Source organism: Anabaena sp. FACHB-1391, from assembly GCF_014696755.1.
Taxonomy (GTDB): Bacteria; Cyanobacteriota; Cyanobacteriia; order Cyanobacteriales; family Nostocaceae; genus Dolichospermum; species Dolichospermum planctonicum.
In genome coordinates this window covers 51461-68485 of the sequence record NZ_JACJQS010000016.1, presented here as the reverse complement: position 1 = coordinate 68485, position 17025 = coordinate 51461, and the positions used below count along the sequence as shown (strand labels likewise).

Genomic DNA, 17025 nt, shown 5'->3' with positions numbered 1-17025 from the left:
CCATTGTTTCCCCTATTTTCGCACATTCTATCTTGTGATTTTCACAGTGTATCTGGACGGGAAATCTACTACTTCACCATTAACAACCATTGCTCTATATAGCAACGCACATACATCTGCCCTGGTGGCAATTTTTTTAGTATTCAGCAATTTTATATTTGGATAGTTGACAATTACACCATTTTGTGTTAGACTAGCGAGAAAATTACGATGTTCGCTCTTAATAGTAGAAGCATCGCTGTAAACTGAAAGGATATTTTCTGTAGAACCAGTAAATTGATAATTCAGTCCTTTGGCTAAGGTGATAAAAACATCTAAACGAGTCAGCTTTTGAGCAGGGTTGAATTTTTTACTATTCAATGTGTTGAAAAACCCCATTTCATAACTCTCTCGAATCGCATTATAAGCCCAATGTCGCGGTGGAATATCTTTAAAAGCTACCGCTTTACGAATTTTACTTTTCGTGAACACTTTTTGCAGCAGGACGGCCAATTCCCCACGAGTTACCGCTGCGTTAGGACGAAAAGAACCATCGGGAAAGCCACCAATTATTTCCATTGCGGCTAATTCGCTAATATATTCTTTAGCCCAATAGTCTTTGGAAATATCAGAAAATGAAACTTTAATATTTTTTGCTACACCTATTTGCCGATATTTACTTAATAGTTGTCCCAGTTCAAAACTGGAATTTTCCTGAATTGGAATCAACTGTGTTATCCTCCCTGGAGGGACTGTTAAGGCTTGTGCTAAGTTGGAATCAAAGATGTTGATAGATTTACCAACGACATCACTCAGGGATATAGGATAAGCAGCAGTTGTGGGAATTTGAGAAAAACCTGCTGCTTGGTATTGAGTAATACTGACATTTTCCGAACTACTCAGGAAAGTAACTTTTTGGTTATTAACTTGGGTGAAGTAGTCGTATTTGATACTATCATTATCAACAATGCTATCATTGTTAACATCAGCACCATAAAAGCTGCGAACTACTTGTTCTACTATGGGATTAGCTGATAAAATTATGTTAACCGCAGTATTTTCCGGTAAAATCGCAAATTCACTGTAGCCAATCAGGCGGTTTGTGGTATCATATAAACGAACAACTATAAGATCCTCTGATTTAAACCCCTTGACAAAATTAGCCTTTTGCTTCATCCTATATCTATAATCGCCTAAAAATCTCTCTTGGCGGTATTTGTTTCCATATTTACTTTTGATGGAAATACGGGCTGTTACCTCTGAGATTGTACCACCTGGTTGCCAGATATAAAGCGTGAATGCTGGTTTTTTCTCTGGAAAAGAACTAGTAGCAATAGTAACTCCGACTGCTTCACTGTCATATTTATCTGCTTTATCTGCTTTATCTGCTTTATCTGCTTTATCTGCTAAAACTTGCTTTTCTGAGAACTGACTGAGATTTGATGTATCTAAAGAAGACAGTTTTGATAATGCTAATGCAGAAGATATTGAGGATATTGCGACAATAGAAACAGTTGTAACAACTAGTTTACTCCAATAAGTTAATTTAATGGGGTTCATGGTATTTTAGCTCACACCTGGCAAGTAAACTAATGATAATTGGTAATTAATTACAAGTAAACACTGTTAAGTTTAAGGCACAAGCATTAAATTGTCTAGGTTGGTTTGAGGAACAAAACTCAATATCAACATCTTCACGACCTGGTTGGGTTTCGCTGTTGCTTTACCCAGCCTACAATTATCCAATGATAATTGACAATTGATCATCATAAATAATAAATTAAACCAGAAATTTACACTGAAATTTTGACAAATGACAATTACAACCCAGCATTTACAGACATTAGAAAAACAAGTTTGGACTTGGCGCAGTTATAAAGTTCAATATACAGTTATGGGTACAGGCCAACCATTGGTACTTATTCATGGGTTTGGTGCTTCCATTGGTCATTGGCGGAAAAATATCCCGGTTCTAGCTGCGGCTGGTTATCAGGTGTTTGCTTTAGATTTGTTGGGGTTTGGGGGTTCTGATAAAGCCAAGGTGGATTATACCATGGAACTGTGGGCGGAATTATTAAAAGATTTTCACAATACACATATCCAAACACCAGCTATATTTATCGGTAATTCTATTGGCGCACTTTTAAGTTTAATTATTTTAACAGAATACCCCGAAATTGCCGCTGGAGGCGTGTTAATTAACTCCGCTGGTGGTTTGAGTCACCGTCCCCAGGAATTAAACCCACTGCTACGGGTTTTTATGGGGACTTTTAACAAGTTAGTGGCTAACCCAGTGACGGGTAAATTTGTTTTTAACCGTATTCGCCAAAAATCACAAATTAGACGGACATTATATCAAGTGTACCGCGATCGCAACGCCGTAACTGATGAACTTGTAGATTTACTCTATATACCATCCTGTGACCCAGGAGCGCAGGATGTTTTTGCTGCGATTCTGACCGCACCCCCTGGACCTAGTCCTAGTTCGTTATTACCTAAGTTAGAATGGCCTTTATTAGTAATTTGGGGTGAGGAAGATCCTTGGACACCAATTACAGGGGCGGATGTTTATAGACTAGCACAAAAAGATGGTAAAGATGTGAAAATTGTCCCTGTTCCTGGTGCGGGCCATTGTCCCCATGATGAAGTTCCCGATGTTGTTAATGGTGAAATTATTAGTTGGTTAGGACAGGTAATTGGTAATGGGTAAAAGGAACTCAAAATCAAATTCTACCATAAACCAGATAAAGATAGTATTATTAAGGATTGTTTCATTGTGTAACTTTCCCTAGCCTGTCAATATGTCAGAAAATTTAGCCGCTTGTTTAAATGATGTGCTTCCATCCCCTAATCATAGCCAAAATACTATCCGCATTCGGGGTGCTAGACAGCATAATCTGAAAAATATTGATTTGGAATTACCCCGTGATCGTTTGATTGTTTTTACCGGGGTTTCTGGTTCGGGTAAATCCTCCTTGGCCTTTGATACCATCTTTGCGGAGGGTCAACGTCGTTATGTGGAATCCCTAAGCGCCTATGCTCGCCAATTTTTGGGACAATTGGATAAACCTGATGTAGAAGCAATTGAGGGTTTAAGTCCCGCAATTTCCATTGACCAAAAATCAACTTCCCATAATCCCCGTTCCACAGTGGGAACAGTAACGGAAATTTATGATTATTTGCGATTGTTATATGGTCGAGCGGGTGAACCTCATTGTCCCCTTTGTGATCACTCTATCGCGCCTCAAACCATAGACCAGATGTGCGATCGCATTATGGAACTTCCCGACCGCACCCGCTTCCAAATTTTAGCCCCTGTAGTCCGCGGAAAAAAAGGAACTCACCGCAAATTAATTTCTGGTTTAGCTTCCCAAGGTTTCGCTCGTTTGCGGGTAAATGGGGAGGTCCGAGAGCTATCTGATTTGATTGAGTTAGATAAAAATAGCACACATACTATAGAACTGGTTATTGACAGATTAGTTAAAAAAGATGGTATTCAAGAGCGTTTGGTAGATTCTCTAGCAACTTGTCTTAAGCAATCTCACGGTATTGCCATAATTGAGGTATTAGATGATACATTAAATAAGATAGCGCTGGAGCGACCTGATAGTAAGTATATATCAACTGAAGGAAAAAATCAAGGTATTTCTGAAGAAGAATTACCCAAAGAAATGGTATTTTCAGAAAACTTTGCTTGTCCCGAACATGGTGCGGTAATGGAAGAATTATCCCCACGGTTGTTTTCTTTTAATTCACCTTATGGCGCTTGTCCCCATTGTCATGGGATCGGGACTTTAAGAAGATTTTCCCCGGAGTTGGTTGTACCTGATGAAAATTCGCCTATGTATGCAGCGATCGCTCCTTGGTCAGAAAAGGAAAATTCCTATTATTTAGAGTTATTGTATGCTGTGGGGTTAAATTATGGGTTTGAGTTACAAACTCAATGGGGGAAATTGACAGCGCAACAGCAAAAAATTGTCTTGTATGGAGAAGAAGAACCGAAAAATCCAACCGAGAAAAAGCAAATTTTTAAAGGCGTAATTCCGATTTTACAAAGACAATATGAAGGGGGAACAGAGTTAATTAAACAGAAATTAGAAGAATATTTAATTGATCAACCTTGTGAAGTTTGTGGAGGGAAAAGATTAAAACCCGAAGCCTTAGCTGTGAAATTGGGACAATATGGAATTTTAGATTTTACTACCGTTTCCATTCGGGAATGTCGAGAAAGAATAGAAAAATTAAAATTGAGCGATCGCCAAAGTCAAATAGCTGATTTAGTTTTGAGAGAAATCAAAGCCAGATTACAATTTTTATTAGATGTTGGCTTAGATTACCTCACCTTAGATCGTCCCGCCATGACATTATCAGGTGGAGAAGCTCAACGCATTCGGTTAGCGACACAAATTGGTTCAGGACTAACAGGAGTTTTATACGTTTTAGACGAACCAAGTATCGGTTTACATCAAAGAGATAACGCCAGATTACTAAAAACCTTAACCAAATTACGGGACCTAGGAAATACCCTAATAGTCGTCGAACATGATGAAGAAACTATCCGCGCGGCTGATTATATAGTTGATATTGGTCCTGGGGCGGGAATTCATGGAGGACATATTATTTCTCAAGGAAATTTAGAGAATTTACTCAATGCAGAAAAATCCTTAACCGGGGCTTATTTATCAGGAAAAAGAGTCATAAATACTCCCACCAAGAGAAGAGAAGGAAATGGCCGAGCTTTAACTATTAAAAATGCGCGTCGCAATAACTTACAAAATGTAGATGTAGAAATTCCCTTGGGAAAACTTGTTTCTGTTACGGGTGTTTCTGGTTCAGGAAAATCTACCTTAATTAATGAATTACTTTATCCAGCATTACAACATCATTTACTCAAAAAATCTCCCGCACCCAAAGATATAGATGAAATCAAAGGTTTAAACTGTGTTGATAAAGCCATTGTCATTGACCAATCACCTATAGGGAGAACTCCCCGTTCTAACCCCGCAACCTATACCGGAGTTTTCGATATTATTCGTGATGTTTTTTCCCAAACTGTAGAAGCGAAAACCAGAGGTTATAAAGCTGGACAATTTTCCTTTAATGTCAAAGGTGGACGTTGTGAAGCTTGTAGTGGACAGGGTGTAAATGTCATTGAAATGAACTTTTTACCTGACGTTTATGTGCAATGTGAAATTTGCAAAGGTGCGAGATATAACCGAGAAACCCTGCAAGTTAAATATAAAGATAAATCAATTTCTGATGTTTTGAACATGACCGTTGAAGAGGCATTAGATTTTTGTCAAAATATTCCCAAAGCCGTAACGAGATTACAAACATTAGTAGATGTTGGTTTAGGTTATGTCCAATTAGGACAACCAGCCACAACCTTATCTGGTGGAGAAGCGCAGCGGGTGAAATTAGCGACAGAATTATCTCGACGCGCGACCGGAAAAACCTTATATTTAATAGATGAACCAACCACAGGCTTATCCTTTTATGATGTTCACAAATTGTTAGACGTTTTACAAAGATTAGTAGATAAAGGAAATTCAATTTTAGTCATTGAACATAATTTAGATGTGATTCGTTGTTCAGATTGGGTAATAGATTTAGGACCAGAAGGAGGAGATAAAGGAGGAGAAATAATTGCTGCGGGAACGCCCGAAGATGTGGCCAATAATCCCCGTTCTTATACTGGGGAATATTTACGGCAGGTGTTGGCTCAATATCCAGCAATGGGGTAATTTTTTCTCACCCAGAAGCGCAGAGGCGCGAAGGAAAGATTACGGAGAGAGGACTTATCCGGGAGTCCTTGATCTGACTTTTAGAGTTCAAATATTTTCAAAATCAAAAATAATTCCTTGCATGGAAATATAGGGATCTTAAATACTAAAAATGTTTTATAATCACATATGCGTAGGAAAGTTAGAGAGTTAAAAGTATTACAGCAAGTAGCTTTGAGTGAGGTACACCTTGTGCGGGCAAGATGCCCGCACCACAAGAGTTTTATTATTAATACAGGAAAATATATGAGTCAAAATAATTTATTTACCCACAAAAAACCCCAGCTATTATTAGCAATTCTCACTTTTACTACTTCTTGCTTTTTTCCTATTCTTCCGTCAAAATCCCAAAATATCCCTTTACCTTCTCAAGCACCTTTAGAATTAGATTTACTCACTCAACCAAAAGATAATATCATCACTTCTAAAACTATTCATCCCCAAAAATTGACAATTCCTAGTTTATGGTGGTCTCAGGAAAACTCGGAAAACAAGCTTTTGGATAATTGGATAGTTTACCCTGCTTCCCAGTCTGAACCCCCACGAGTAGATTTAATTGTTAATCAGCAAGTTTGGATTTTATTAGATTATTTAGAACAGTATGTTTTTGTCAATCGTTTGGGGAGTTTAACTAGTAAGTCTGGTTACAATATTCGAGTTTTTGACTATCAAAAAGAACTTTTAGCAGCTTATACCTGTAATTTTACTCAAACTCCCGTTTCCTGTAGTATTCAGATGAATAATCAAAGCAAATTTGGTTTGCGTCCCTCTTTCTAAAATTACGATTTTTTCATCTTCATAAATAAATCTTCATACTCTTGTGTTACTTCAGGGCGTAAGGGAAGTAAAAATTCACTTTTGGCAAAAATTTCTGAATTATTCAATAACAAGTTCTGTACGGGCTTCTGGATATCTGTGATTGCAATATTATTGTCAATGGGAGAATTGCTTTTAGTTAGTAAAGCAATTTGCCCAGATGTATTCGGTTGCAAACAAAAATCTAGCCATTTATATGCTAGAGTATCATTACTAACTCCTGTAGGACTTACCCATAAATCTGCCCAAATTGCTGTTCCTGACTGGGGAACAACTGCGGTAAATTTTTGATAACGACTGATCATTGGGATGATATCATTTGACCATCCTACTGCTAACCAAGTATCCCCAATGATTAATGGTTCTAAATAGTTTGTAGAATCATAAAATTTAACTTGTTTATTTAATGCTTGTAATTCTGATTCTAAGGAGGAGATTTGATGAATATTTTCGGTATTATAAGATTTTCCTAATTTCTTCAACACTAAACCAATTACTTCTCGCGGATGATTAAGTAAAGATATTCGATTTTCTAATTCGCTGCGCCATAAATCACTCCAATCTCTCGGTTTCCATCCTAACTTTTCAAACTTTTCTTGATTATAAACAATGACTGTATTCCCCCAGCGGTAAGGAATACCCCAAATTTTCCCTTCCTGATCATGCTTAACTAATTGTCGCCATTTTTCATCTAGTTTAGCTAAATTTTGGATCTTTTCTGTTGATAAGGGTTGAATCAATTTCTGATTAATTGCTGCTTGTAACCAATAATCTCCCAATGTTACCAAATTTGCTGGCAATGATTTTTGATTTTTATTAGTTGGTGGTTTTTGCCAAGTTTGCAATAATTTAAATAATTCCTCAATCTGATCAAGTGGGGTAAATTTCAATTTTCCCCCTGACTCTACACTTTTCCGAAACTGATTAACTACCTGACCGGGAATGGAATTTTTTAATAGCTGTACATTCAGAGGCGGTTGCTTTGTCTCGCACCCAATTATGATTTGAGAAAGTGCTAAAGTAGTTGTACCTAATAAAAAAGATCGTCTGTCCATGGATTTTGCATTTAAGGCAAGAGACAAGAGGCAAAAGGCAAGAGTAAAGAAGTTTTCAGCGATTTTACGTTTCTTGACACAGTTTGGTTTGATTATGTTAACCTAACTTTTGTCGCTACTACACAAACAAAGTCCACCTGCGTGGACTTTAGGTCAATCGCTAATTAATTTATAATTGATTGGGCTTCTTGATACATAATTTCCTGGAAATGAATCAAATCTTTTTGCGGGTCAGCCAAACTAACTTTTACTAATAAATTTTCTCCCAAACTCACAGAACGCCGGAAGGACATAGGCAATTGTAAACCCAAATCTTCTAATAAAATCAGCGCTAAATTGCTATCTTCTCGCAACCACATCAATACTGTCACTTGCCAAACTTCTTCAGGATGACGACGTAAATATTCTAAAGCATAATATCTATTAGTTTGTCGTTCCACCATCGTTGCTTCTTGGGTGGCGCTGCTGACTGTCATCATCACTTCTTTGAGTTGTTCCGCAGAAAAAGGTAAACCTTCACCGCGTAAATGTGCTTTCAATTGGAAATGGGTCAGTAAGTCGCTATAACGGCGAATAGGAGAAGTAGCTTGTGTATAAGTATCTAAACCTAAGCCAGCATGACGCACAGGGGTAATACTCATTTCACTCTTAGGCATACAACGACGCATAGCACAGGAACGGACAAAACCGGCTGGTAATTGCAGTAATTCTTCCTCTGGAGGTAATTCCGGTTGGGGTTGACCGCGAAAGGGGAGAGGGATATTATGGGTTTGACCATAACGGGCGGCAACTTCTCCAGCCAGAATCATCATTTCTGCTACTAGTTGCCTGGACAAAGAATCATCTAAAATATCAATATTGATATCATCGTCCTTGACTTTGATCATCGCTTCTGGCATATTGATACTAATAGCCCCTTGACCATAACGCCAATTTTTGCGTATTTTTGCCCAATTAGCGATCGCTTCAATTTCTGGTTCTGCTTGTACTCCCAATTGCAACATCTCATCTACATCTTCATAGGTGAGACGATAGGTAGGCTTAATTAAACCAGTATGTATACAATAATCTTCTACAGACCCAACTTGATCTAAAATCACCCCAAAGCTGAGAGCGCAACAGACTTTCCCCTGTACCAAACTCATCGGACCTGTAGCTAACACCTCTGGAAACATGGGAATCATCCCCGTAGGTAAATAAACCGTACTCCCCCGTTTTCTCGCTTCCAAATCTAATTCATCATCTGGTATTAATAACCTGGTAGGATCTGCTATATGTACCCATAACCGTTCTCTTCCATCTGGTAATACCTCCCAACTCAAACCATCGTCTATTTCCGTCGTGCTTTCATCATCAATGGTGTATACCTTGAGATGAGTGAGATCGAGACGGTTTGTGTCTAAATCTGTACTAGGGAAATCCAAACGTTCTTGCGCCACTTCTAATACCTGATGAGGAAATTGAACAGAAATTGATGAACGGCGTAGGAACAGGTTTTCATGAGAACTCCACCAACCCAAATCTATCAATAGTTGAAAAGCACCCTGGGGCGTAGCAGAACGTCCCAGCATATTCATAGTTTCTAATACTGAAGCTGGAGGCGGACAAGCACGGGCTAAAGAGTCGTAATTCACCTTCAGCATGATCACATCTGCCAGCAGAGTCGCATACTTTTCTAATGCTTCTAAACGCTGGCGATCTATTCTTTGCCATTCTACCACTTCGCCCTGAAGTGCCTGTTCTACACGGGCTAAAAATTCCTGCTGTCCCTTTGCTTTTTGTGATTCTACAGCCATCTGGTGCTTGCGTTCTGCTACCTGGGCTGCGCTGCGTGGTTCGTAAGCCTCCCCTTTTTGCTTAAAATAGAGTTTATCCTCTGATAGCAAACAATGGGCTGCATAACACTGGGGAGGGGCTGATTCCGAAAACAGTAGATTCGCCATTTGCTGAGGGGTGACAGTTTCCCCATCTTCAATCAGTAGTTCCCATGCTACTTCCAAACTCGACGGATCTAGATAAGGCTGGACTTGATTTAAAAACTCAGGAATTTCCCCTGGTTTATAGATTTGTCCGCTAACTGTGTAAGTAAATTGGCGCGGTGCGAGGCTGTGGGATTGACCACGTTCATCTACTACAAACCAACGAGTTTTCCCATCTGGACGATCTACCACCCCCAGACGGCGATCGCTTTGAACCCTAAATTCAACTAACGTCCCCTTATCCACAACTGTCGCACTTTAGTTTTATATTTTAGATTTTTAGACTGGAGATTCGGGATTAAATAACCAGTATCTAATCCTTTTCTGCCCATTATCCCATTAATTAATTGTTAAATTTTAGATTTTGGACTCAAAGTAACCGCGCAATACCTATGCAACCGCCACTTTTCTTGGATGATCTTCCAAAATCCAAAATCCAAAATCTTCTTAACCTTCGGCGTTAATAAAGGGTAACAAAGCCACGATCCGGGCCCGTTTAATAGCTAGAGTCAGCACCCGTTGTTGCTGACAAGTCAACCCAGTAATTCTCCGAGGTAGTATTTTACCACGTTCGGTGAGAAACTTCCGTAACAAATCTACATCTTTATAATCAATGACCTCCCCTGGTTTAATGGGAGAAAGACGACGACGATAATAACTCATTCTTACTTAATTTCCTTATGAACTGTGTGTTTGTTACAGTGGGTACAGAACTTTTTCAGTTCTAAACGGTTGGTTGTGTTCCGACGGTTTTTAGTGCTGGTATAGCGGGATACACCAGGGGAACGTTTATCTGGATTTGTCCGACACTCGGTGCATTCTAGTGTCACTATTATACGCGCACCTTTACTCTTAGCCATAAACTTACAAACTGTAAAGCCTGGAGACAATTAACACAAATGGTCATTATCTCACATTTCGCTGAAATTTTTCAACTAGTCTTTTAATTTTTAGATCTAAAGAATAACCACGTTGGGAGGAAACTATGATAGTCCGAAAAAAGCGGTCATGGAAAGACTGACGCATTTGAGTATCAGATAAAGCAGCACAGCTGTCAATGATTAGGGGAAGCAATAACACGATAGCAGTGGGATTGAGAATGATATTAGTCAAGAAAATGGATAATAATAAGCTAGAAAAGCAAATAATCCCTTCTCTGAGCAATAACGTCTGAAATTGGGGGATTTTATTGACTATTTCCCCATTTACGACTTCTAGTACCTTTAAATCAAATGCCCAACGTCCTAAACTTTGTCCCTGATTATTGTAAACTATGACGACGCGAAAAATTAGCCAAGCAAAAATAAAAACAAAGATTTGGGTAAATTGTACACCGATTTGATTATTTCTGACGATAGAACTGAGAAACCATGCGGTCAAGAAGTCAAGAGCTAAGGCCATACCCCGACGGGTAATGTCTCCTTTCTGGTAGTGTCTTTGATTTGCTTTAACAAGAGTCATACCCTTTACATCACAGGTAGTATAGGTAACGTATCATAGAATAAATCATACAAAATCAATATCAATTTATTTAATTCTATTGTAATATGTGTAAACCATGCACTATACCGCCTTCAGAATCAAATCTTTGCTGAATGATAGAAAAAAATCTACTATCTCCCTTTTCAAAATTTCTGAAAATTGCGTAAGCGAGTATATCAGCAAGTTGAATTAGTCTCGAAGCTTTTGAATCTAAAAATAACGGTACTTCAGAAAAATTTCTGATCACACCCCAACTATATCCAATGGTTCTAAAATCAGTTGCTAAAGATTGAATGGTTGTTTCATAAGTAGATTTATCGAAAATGATAATTCCTCTCTGTGTATTATCATGTTTATGAAGCCTGATCAGATATCTATCAAATCTACTAGCAAGTTGTTCAAATGCAACCTCAACAGGATCTTTTGGCGATACTAAAGTCTTTTTGATGACACTTGCGAATAGTCGGTTACTTGGGTGTGACTGTAAAAAAACTTGTAAAATATCTTCAAGTGCTTTCTCTCTATCATTTTTTGGATAGCTTCTCCACTTTCCTCTACCACTTAGCATTGGACTACCGTGTAATTCAACTGATAAAGGATCAGCAGGGTCAAATTTAGCAGCAATTTTATCAAGCTGATCAGAAATCCAATAGCCTTGACGTTCAAACATACAAAATCCAGCCAGTACAAAATATTGCTGGTGTTGGTCATGGGTAGTACCTGACTCGTCTGCATACAGCAAGTACATGGTTTTTATGTATACTTAAACAATAAAAATCAGTCAAGGGTAGACCTAGCTACCACGATCCGAAAAAGTCAGACCTCTTGACTGCTATTCACATTATAGCAGCTATTTTGTTTGTAGGATGACTAATTTTTTATATTTATACACCCGTCAAAACTTTATACACTGTTAAAATTAGAAACCTAATCATACTAATAAAATCAAGCTATTTAACCAAGATACAGCACGTTTAACTTTAACTAAAGTAAAGTACAATACTAAGTTTTTAGGTGTAATGTCTCTATATGCCTATTTAATCAAATATTTCTGTATCAGGTAATACTTTATTTTTTGTAGGTCGGGTTAAGCGACAGTGCAACCCGAGGCTCATGTTGGGTTTCATGCTTCAACCCAACCTACAAACTATGAAATCCCCAAAGCTTAATAAATCGGTTGTTTATTTTTTGATCAGAAATACTTATAATCTTGTGTAACGCTTATGGGTTATAGTCTAGAGAAGAGAAAAGAGTAACCAAAGTGGAATGGAGCGGATCCTTCCGTGGACACACACAACACCACAGTTCCACGAAACTACCTAAAACCTTAGTAGAAGGGAGGTGTCCCTGTGGTGCATCCTTATTAAAGGTGTAACTATCGTAACTGAGCCATTCATTATTTTTTCTCCAACCAACGCGATCACCTAGCTTCTTAAAAGTATCCCAGTCGGGTTCTCCACCTAACTTGCCTCCCAAGTCCAGCCAAATTTGCTTTTGTACAGAAAAACCAAATTTACCATTGCTATATTTTACCCATAATTGATCCATTTTTCGCAATTCCTGTCTGGGAAAATTTTTCACATCTTCAACTCTTAACCATCCTTGCTGTTCTCGTTTAGTTAACTTTTTCATCAACTTCCAAGTTTCTAAATCTGCATCTCGCCATTTTTTTGCTTTTAACAATGCTTCTAATTTTTGAAATATGATACTAATTAAATTCGGGAATTTTTCCGTCGGTATTCCCTGAACTCCATCTCTTGCTAACGCTGATTCACTTATGCCATATTCAGCTTTACCATAAATACCAATTACTTCCCCCTGGTCATTTAATATTGGTCCCCCACTCATCCCCGGTCTTGGACTCCCACTGAAAAATAAATCATATCCCAGATTTTCTCCCCTTCCCCTAGATGTGATTTGGGCTGTAATGAAGAAGTAATTTCGCTGTTGATTATTAGAACTAGAAGGAATAGGAAATCCAGAATTATATACCGTTGCACCTTCTTTAACTGTCCGATAATCACCAATTTTAGCAAAGGGATAATTTTTAGAACTGGTAAATCTAACTAAGGCTAAATCCAGTTTTCCCACAGTTTGAGCGCTTTCCATGGGGTATTTTTGCCCATCATGGGTGATAATTTCATAAATACCATATCCCGCTTTTTTAACCACATGATTGGCTGTCAGCACAGTGTAGGTATTACCATTTTTGGCAATAATTACTCCTGAACCCTTACCATCTAGTCCTCCAATCATGACGGTGATTGGTTTAGCAATATCATTAACCTCTACAGAGGTTAAAGCAGATACGGGTTGGTATTGTACTAAAGCTAGGGTTGTTGTCCCTAGAATTACTCCTAATCCCTGGGAAAATTTCATAGTTCTTTGTCTGTAATAATTGTTTTTTATAATACTATTATTTATAATACCCTTTCTTTCTACTTCACGCAAAGGCGCAAAGTTCTCAAGTTCATAAGTTCTAAAACCTTGTGCGGGCAAGATGCCCGCACCACAAGAGTTTTATTATTAATATCTGTACTTCATAATATCGGAAACTGCTGTAATTAGCGAGAAAGAGCTTCATTTAGCTAGGGTGTGTTAGCGACAGCGTAACGCACCATCATCAATGATTCTTATACATCTGAATATATCCAATAAGTTATTTAAATCATTTTTCAGCAAAAAAGCACAAGTACCCTATATTAGCCTATATTCTCAATAATCTTGAGAATTTTCTCAATAAGTTAACGCAAAAAGTTTATTTCAGAGCTTGCAATTCTCAACTATTTTTTGTAGAATTTTTTTAGATAAAATCTGCATGGGCTTTTTTTAAGAAAAAACATTAATTATCGTCAATGGGTTTTCAATAAATAACGACAATTTTTAACGCCAACCTACTTAATTTGTTAGTTGTTAATTAACGGTTTTAGAGACGTTCCCCAGAACGTCTCCAGATGATCACTAACGCACTCCGGCTTTCATTCCCGCACCGTTTTTTTGTGAGGAATCTTCTGGAAGTTCCACACCAAAAACCCGACAAAAGACCTTTTCTACCTTATAGCCAGTATCAATAGATTCCAAGGGGTCTTTCCGCAAACGGTGACGCAGACATAAAGTAATTACGCGACGAATATCGTCAACTGTAACTTCTGTTCGTCCTTCAAAAGCGGTCAAGGCTTTAGCAGCGCGGTTAGTGACAATATCACCCCGCAAACCATCCACATCTAATTCTGAACAAACTTCGGAAATTTTCACCCGAAAATCATAGTCTAAATTAACTTGTGGTAATAATTCCTGAGCATTGACAATTTGCTGTTGTAATGCTATTTGGGGAGTTTGGTGTTTTTCCAAATATACAGCAGGATTTTGGTCAAATTCCCCTCTTTCTTCCACAATTTGCACCCGTAAAGCTGGTTCTTTAACTGTGTGAATTTCTGCGTGCATTCCAAAACGGTCGAGTAATTGAGGACGCAGTTCCCCTTCTTCTGGGTTTCCTGAACCAACAAGCACAAACCGCGCGGGGTGACGAATAGAAATCCCTTCCCGTTCAACGGTATTCCAACCACTCGCTGCGGAATCAAGAAGAACGTCTACCAAGTGGTCATCTAACAAATTGACCTCATCAACGTACAAAATCCCTCGGTTGGCTTTAGCTAGTAGTCCTGGTTCAAAAGCTTTCACACCCTCAGATAAAGCCTTTTCAATGTCAATTGTGCCACAAACCCGGTCTTCTGTTGCGCCTAATGGTAAATCTACCATTTGCACCTTTTTATGAGCAATGGGAACTTCTAACCCTTGGGCTACTTGTTGACGCACTTCATCACTCATTAAGTCCGGGTCGTTGGGGTCGCTGTTGAAGGGGTCATTGGCAACAACAGGTATTTCCGGTAATAAGTCCGCCAATGCGCGGATAGTTGTAGATTTGCCGGTGCCGCGATCGCCCATAATCATTACACCACCAATTTTGGGGTCAATGACATTTAGTAGCAGCGCCAGTTTCATTTCTTCTTGACCAACGATGGCTGTAAATGGAAAGACCGCACGACGCGCACTCGCACTAGCTTGAGCAGTTGAAGTCACTAAATTACCTTATAATATTTTTGATGACAATTCCTTATTTTGACACATCTGGGGAGATGACGGGATGGGTATGACAGCAAATTTCCAATGGTAGATATTGTTCAAACCCTTAGGTTAACCCTTCTTCGTGGTTCATTCTTTCGCAACTCTTGGGTAAGTTATATGCTTTTTTAAAAGCCCGTGACGAGGATTGAACTCGTGACCTCACCCTTACCAAGGGTGTGCTCTACCACTGAGCCACACGGGCAAAACTGAAACAATTTGTAAATCAAGATTTATATTGCTGTGTATTTTATCATTACACAGCAATTATAATTCCTAACATCCGTAAGAGGTGGGCCGGGCTGGATTTGAACCAGCGTAGGCGTAAACCAACGGATTTACAGTCCGTCTCCATTAACCACTCGGACACCGACCCGTTTGTGTCCCACGCTCAACTATAATAGCAATAGTTTTTAAGTTTGGCAAGGGGTTAGAGAAAATATTTTTCATAAAGCCTAAATCCTTTACTCCAAGCCAGTTTTCCCAGTTGCTCACAAGTACAAGCGGGGTTAAACACCATTTTGACCTGAAACTTCAGCTGGAAGGGAAAAATTCTAAGCGATAGCGATATAATGCTACTGGTCGAGAACCTGCGGTAAAATAATCAGGATCTTGGGGGGAAAGGTAGACAGCGGTAACTTGGTCGGCTGTAATGGTTGGGGAAGAGGTGGAAAGTTTTTGGTAAGCGGTGGTTGATTCTACAGTATTCAAATAGGGACGAGAACCACCTTTAAATAATTGTTGAAAAACTTCGGAAGTGATGAATTGATGTTCTGATATTCTCTCTGTAGCGCGAGCAGTGACAATGGAAATTAATTGACGTTCACCCCGCAAAAATGTAATTTGACGATTAGGAGATTCAGGATCTACCTTGGATGATAATACAGTTTCATCTCCTAAATACGCTCTGGTTAAATTTAAACTATTAAATTCTCTATCAGCTACTAATATTGGTGTTTGATTTTGGAAATAAGCAAGAATTTTTAAACCTGAATTAGTTGGTTTAACTTTCACAAATCTGACTAAAAAACTAATTGGTTTATTTAATTGACTGCGATTATTTTCAAAGCCTGGTGTGACTATATTCGGTGCTAACGGTGCTGCTAAATCTACTAATGTACTTGTTACTTTCCACTTACCAGCTATCCAGTCAGGGTACAATAAATCTCCCTCTGCTGGTTTGACTGATGTTAATTTTTCCCATTGGGGGAATTTGGCTAAATGTTCCGCTAATTCTCCCGCTTGTGCTTCGTTATTTCCTAAAAACAATAAAAGCATTAAGCAACAACTAACAATTATTTTTGTAAACATATTCAATAATTCAATAATTCAATATTAAACCTACTCCCCCACTTATCAAATAAGTCGGGGATCTGAAAGAAACGAAAAATTACAAAATTTCTACGGGTAAAGGTTGCCAAATTTCGCCATGTTTTGCTTTTAAAACTTGCCAAGCTTCTACTTGTCCTGGTTCGTATTCTCCTGGTTTACCCCATTGCAAAAATAGGCTTAATGCAGGTTCTGATTTTTCGTCTAAAAACCGAATTGCATAAGTTGTAAAATTCCCTCTTTTGGCTTCACCTGTTTCAAATTTCACTTGGGTGATTTTGTCCATGTTTAAATGAAATTCAAAGCCTTCGGTGTGCATATTTGCATATTTACCTTTTGGTAATTCTGCGTAAAATAGCTTTTCTATTTTTCCTCTTGCTTCTAAAACGGCGGCGCTACTGGTGACAATTAACCGCAAAGTTCCTAAGCTTTCACAAGCTTCTAAAAATTCTTTCAATGTTGTTGTCATATTTGTTAATT

The 17025-nt window shown here is 38.5% G+C and carries 14 protein-coding genes and 2 tRNA genes; 3 read left to right on the top strand and 13 right to left on the bottom strand.

Annotated elements, in window-relative coordinates:
- Nucleotides 1-27: 27 nt before the first annotated feature.
- Nucleotides 28-1539: an S-layer homology domain-containing protein gene (locus H6F62_RS09940; RefSeq protein WP_190371938.1), complete on the bottom strand. Its 1512-nt coding sequence runs from the start codon at nucleotides 1537-1539 to the stop codon at nucleotides 28-30.
- A 253-nt stretch (nucleotides 1540-1792) separates the two neighbouring features.
- Between H6F62_RS09940 and H6F62_RS09935 the strand changes: the two genes are divergently transcribed.
- From H6F62_RS09935 to H6F62_RS09925, 3 genes are all read left to right on the top strand, one after another.
- Nucleotides 1793-2689: an alpha/beta fold hydrolase gene (locus H6F62_RS09935; RefSeq protein ID WP_190371937.1), complete on the top strand. Its 897-nt coding sequence runs from the start codon at nucleotides 1793-1795 to the stop codon at nucleotides 2687-2689.
- 91 nt (nucleotides 2690-2780) lie between these two features.
- Nucleotides 2781-5723, top strand: coding sequence for an excinuclease ABC subunit UvrA (gene uvrA, locus H6F62_RS09930; protein ID WP_190371936.1), 2943 nt, complete (start codon nucleotides 2781-2783; stop codon nucleotides 5721-5723).
- A 285-nt stretch (nucleotides 5724-6008) separates the two neighbouring features.
- The gene (locus H6F62_RS09925; protein WP_137907661.1) at nucleotides 6009-6539 is read left to right on the top strand and encodes a hypothetical protein; all 531 of its coding nucleotides are present in this window, start codon (nucleotides 6009-6011) and stop codon (nucleotides 6537-6539) included.
- Nucleotides 6540-6541: 2 nt separating this feature from the next.
- On the opposite strand, the gene H6F62_RS09920 is transcribed toward H6F62_RS09925, so the two are convergent.
- From H6F62_RS09920 to H6F62_RS09865, 12 genes are all read right to left on the bottom strand, one after another.
- The gene (locus tag H6F62_RS09920) at nucleotides 6542-7633 is read right to left on the bottom strand and encodes an extracellular solute-binding protein (RefSeq protein ID WP_190371935.1); all 1092 of its coding nucleotides are present in this window, start codon (nucleotides 7631-7633) and stop codon (nucleotides 6542-6544) included.
- A 164-nt stretch (nucleotides 7634-7797) separates the two neighbouring features.
- Nucleotides 7798-9858 (bottom strand): ribonuclease R family protein, encoded by a 2061-nt coding sequence (locus H6F62_RS09915; protein WP_137907628.1) that lies wholly within the window; start codon nucleotides 9856-9858, stop codon nucleotides 7798-7800.
- Nucleotides 9859-10059: 201 nt separating this feature from the next.
- A complete protein-coding gene (rpsR, locus tag H6F62_RS09910) occupies nucleotides 10060-10275 on the bottom strand; it encodes a 30S ribosomal protein S18 (protein ID WP_137907629.1) in 216 nt (71 codons plus the stop codon).
- A gap of 2 nt (nucleotides 10276-10277) precedes the next feature.
- The gene (gene rpmG / locus H6F62_RS09905) at nucleotides 10278-10472 is read right to left on the bottom strand and encodes a 50S ribosomal protein L33 (RefSeq protein WP_010998585.1); all 195 of its coding nucleotides are present in this window, start codon (nucleotides 10470-10472) and stop codon (nucleotides 10278-10280) included.
- Nucleotides 10473-10518: 46 nt separating this feature from the next.
- On the bottom strand, nucleotides 10519-11073 hold the full coding sequence (locus H6F62_RS09900) for an RDD family protein (RefSeq protein WP_190371934.1): 555 nt from the start codon (nucleotides 11071-11073) through the stop codon (nucleotides 10519-10521).
- A gap of 76 nt (nucleotides 11074-11149) precedes the next feature.
- Entirely contained in the window at nucleotides 11150-11842 is a 693-nt protein-coding gene (locus tag H6F62_RS09895; RefSeq protein WP_190371933.1) for a DUF3800 domain-containing protein, read from the bottom strand.
- Nucleotides 11843-12315: 473 nt separating this feature from the next.
- Nucleotides 12316-13473, bottom strand: coding sequence for a GUN4 domain-containing protein (locus H6F62_RS20425; RefSeq protein WP_199290873.1), 1158 nt, complete (start codon nucleotides 13471-13473; stop codon nucleotides 12316-12318).
- A 582-nt stretch (nucleotides 13474-14055) separates the two neighbouring features.
- Nucleotides 14056-15174: a magnesium chelatase ATPase subunit I gene (gene bchI, locus H6F62_RS09885; protein WP_028083523.1), complete on the bottom strand. Its 1119-nt coding sequence runs from the start codon at nucleotides 15172-15174 to the stop codon at nucleotides 14056-14058.
- Between the two features lie 175 nt (nucleotides 15175-15349).
- A tRNA-Thr gene (locus H6F62_RS09880) sits at nucleotides 15350-15421 on the bottom strand.
- An 88-nt stretch (nucleotides 15422-15509) separates the two neighbouring features.
- Nucleotides 15510-15592, bottom strand: a tRNA-Tyr gene (locus H6F62_RS09875).
- 158 nt (nucleotides 15593-15750) lie between these two features.
- Nucleotides 15751-16527: a DUF6816 family protein gene (locus H6F62_RS09870; protein WP_137907632.1), complete on the bottom strand. Its 777-nt coding sequence runs from the start codon at nucleotides 16525-16527 to the stop codon at nucleotides 15751-15753.
- A gap of 79 nt (nucleotides 16528-16606) precedes the next feature.
- Nucleotides 16607-17014 (bottom strand): ChuX/HutX family heme-like substrate-binding protein, encoded by a 408-nt coding sequence (locus H6F62_RS09865; RefSeq protein WP_137907633.1) that lies wholly within the window; start codon nucleotides 17012-17014, stop codon nucleotides 16607-16609.
- Nucleotides 17015-17025: the final 11 nt, after the last annotated feature.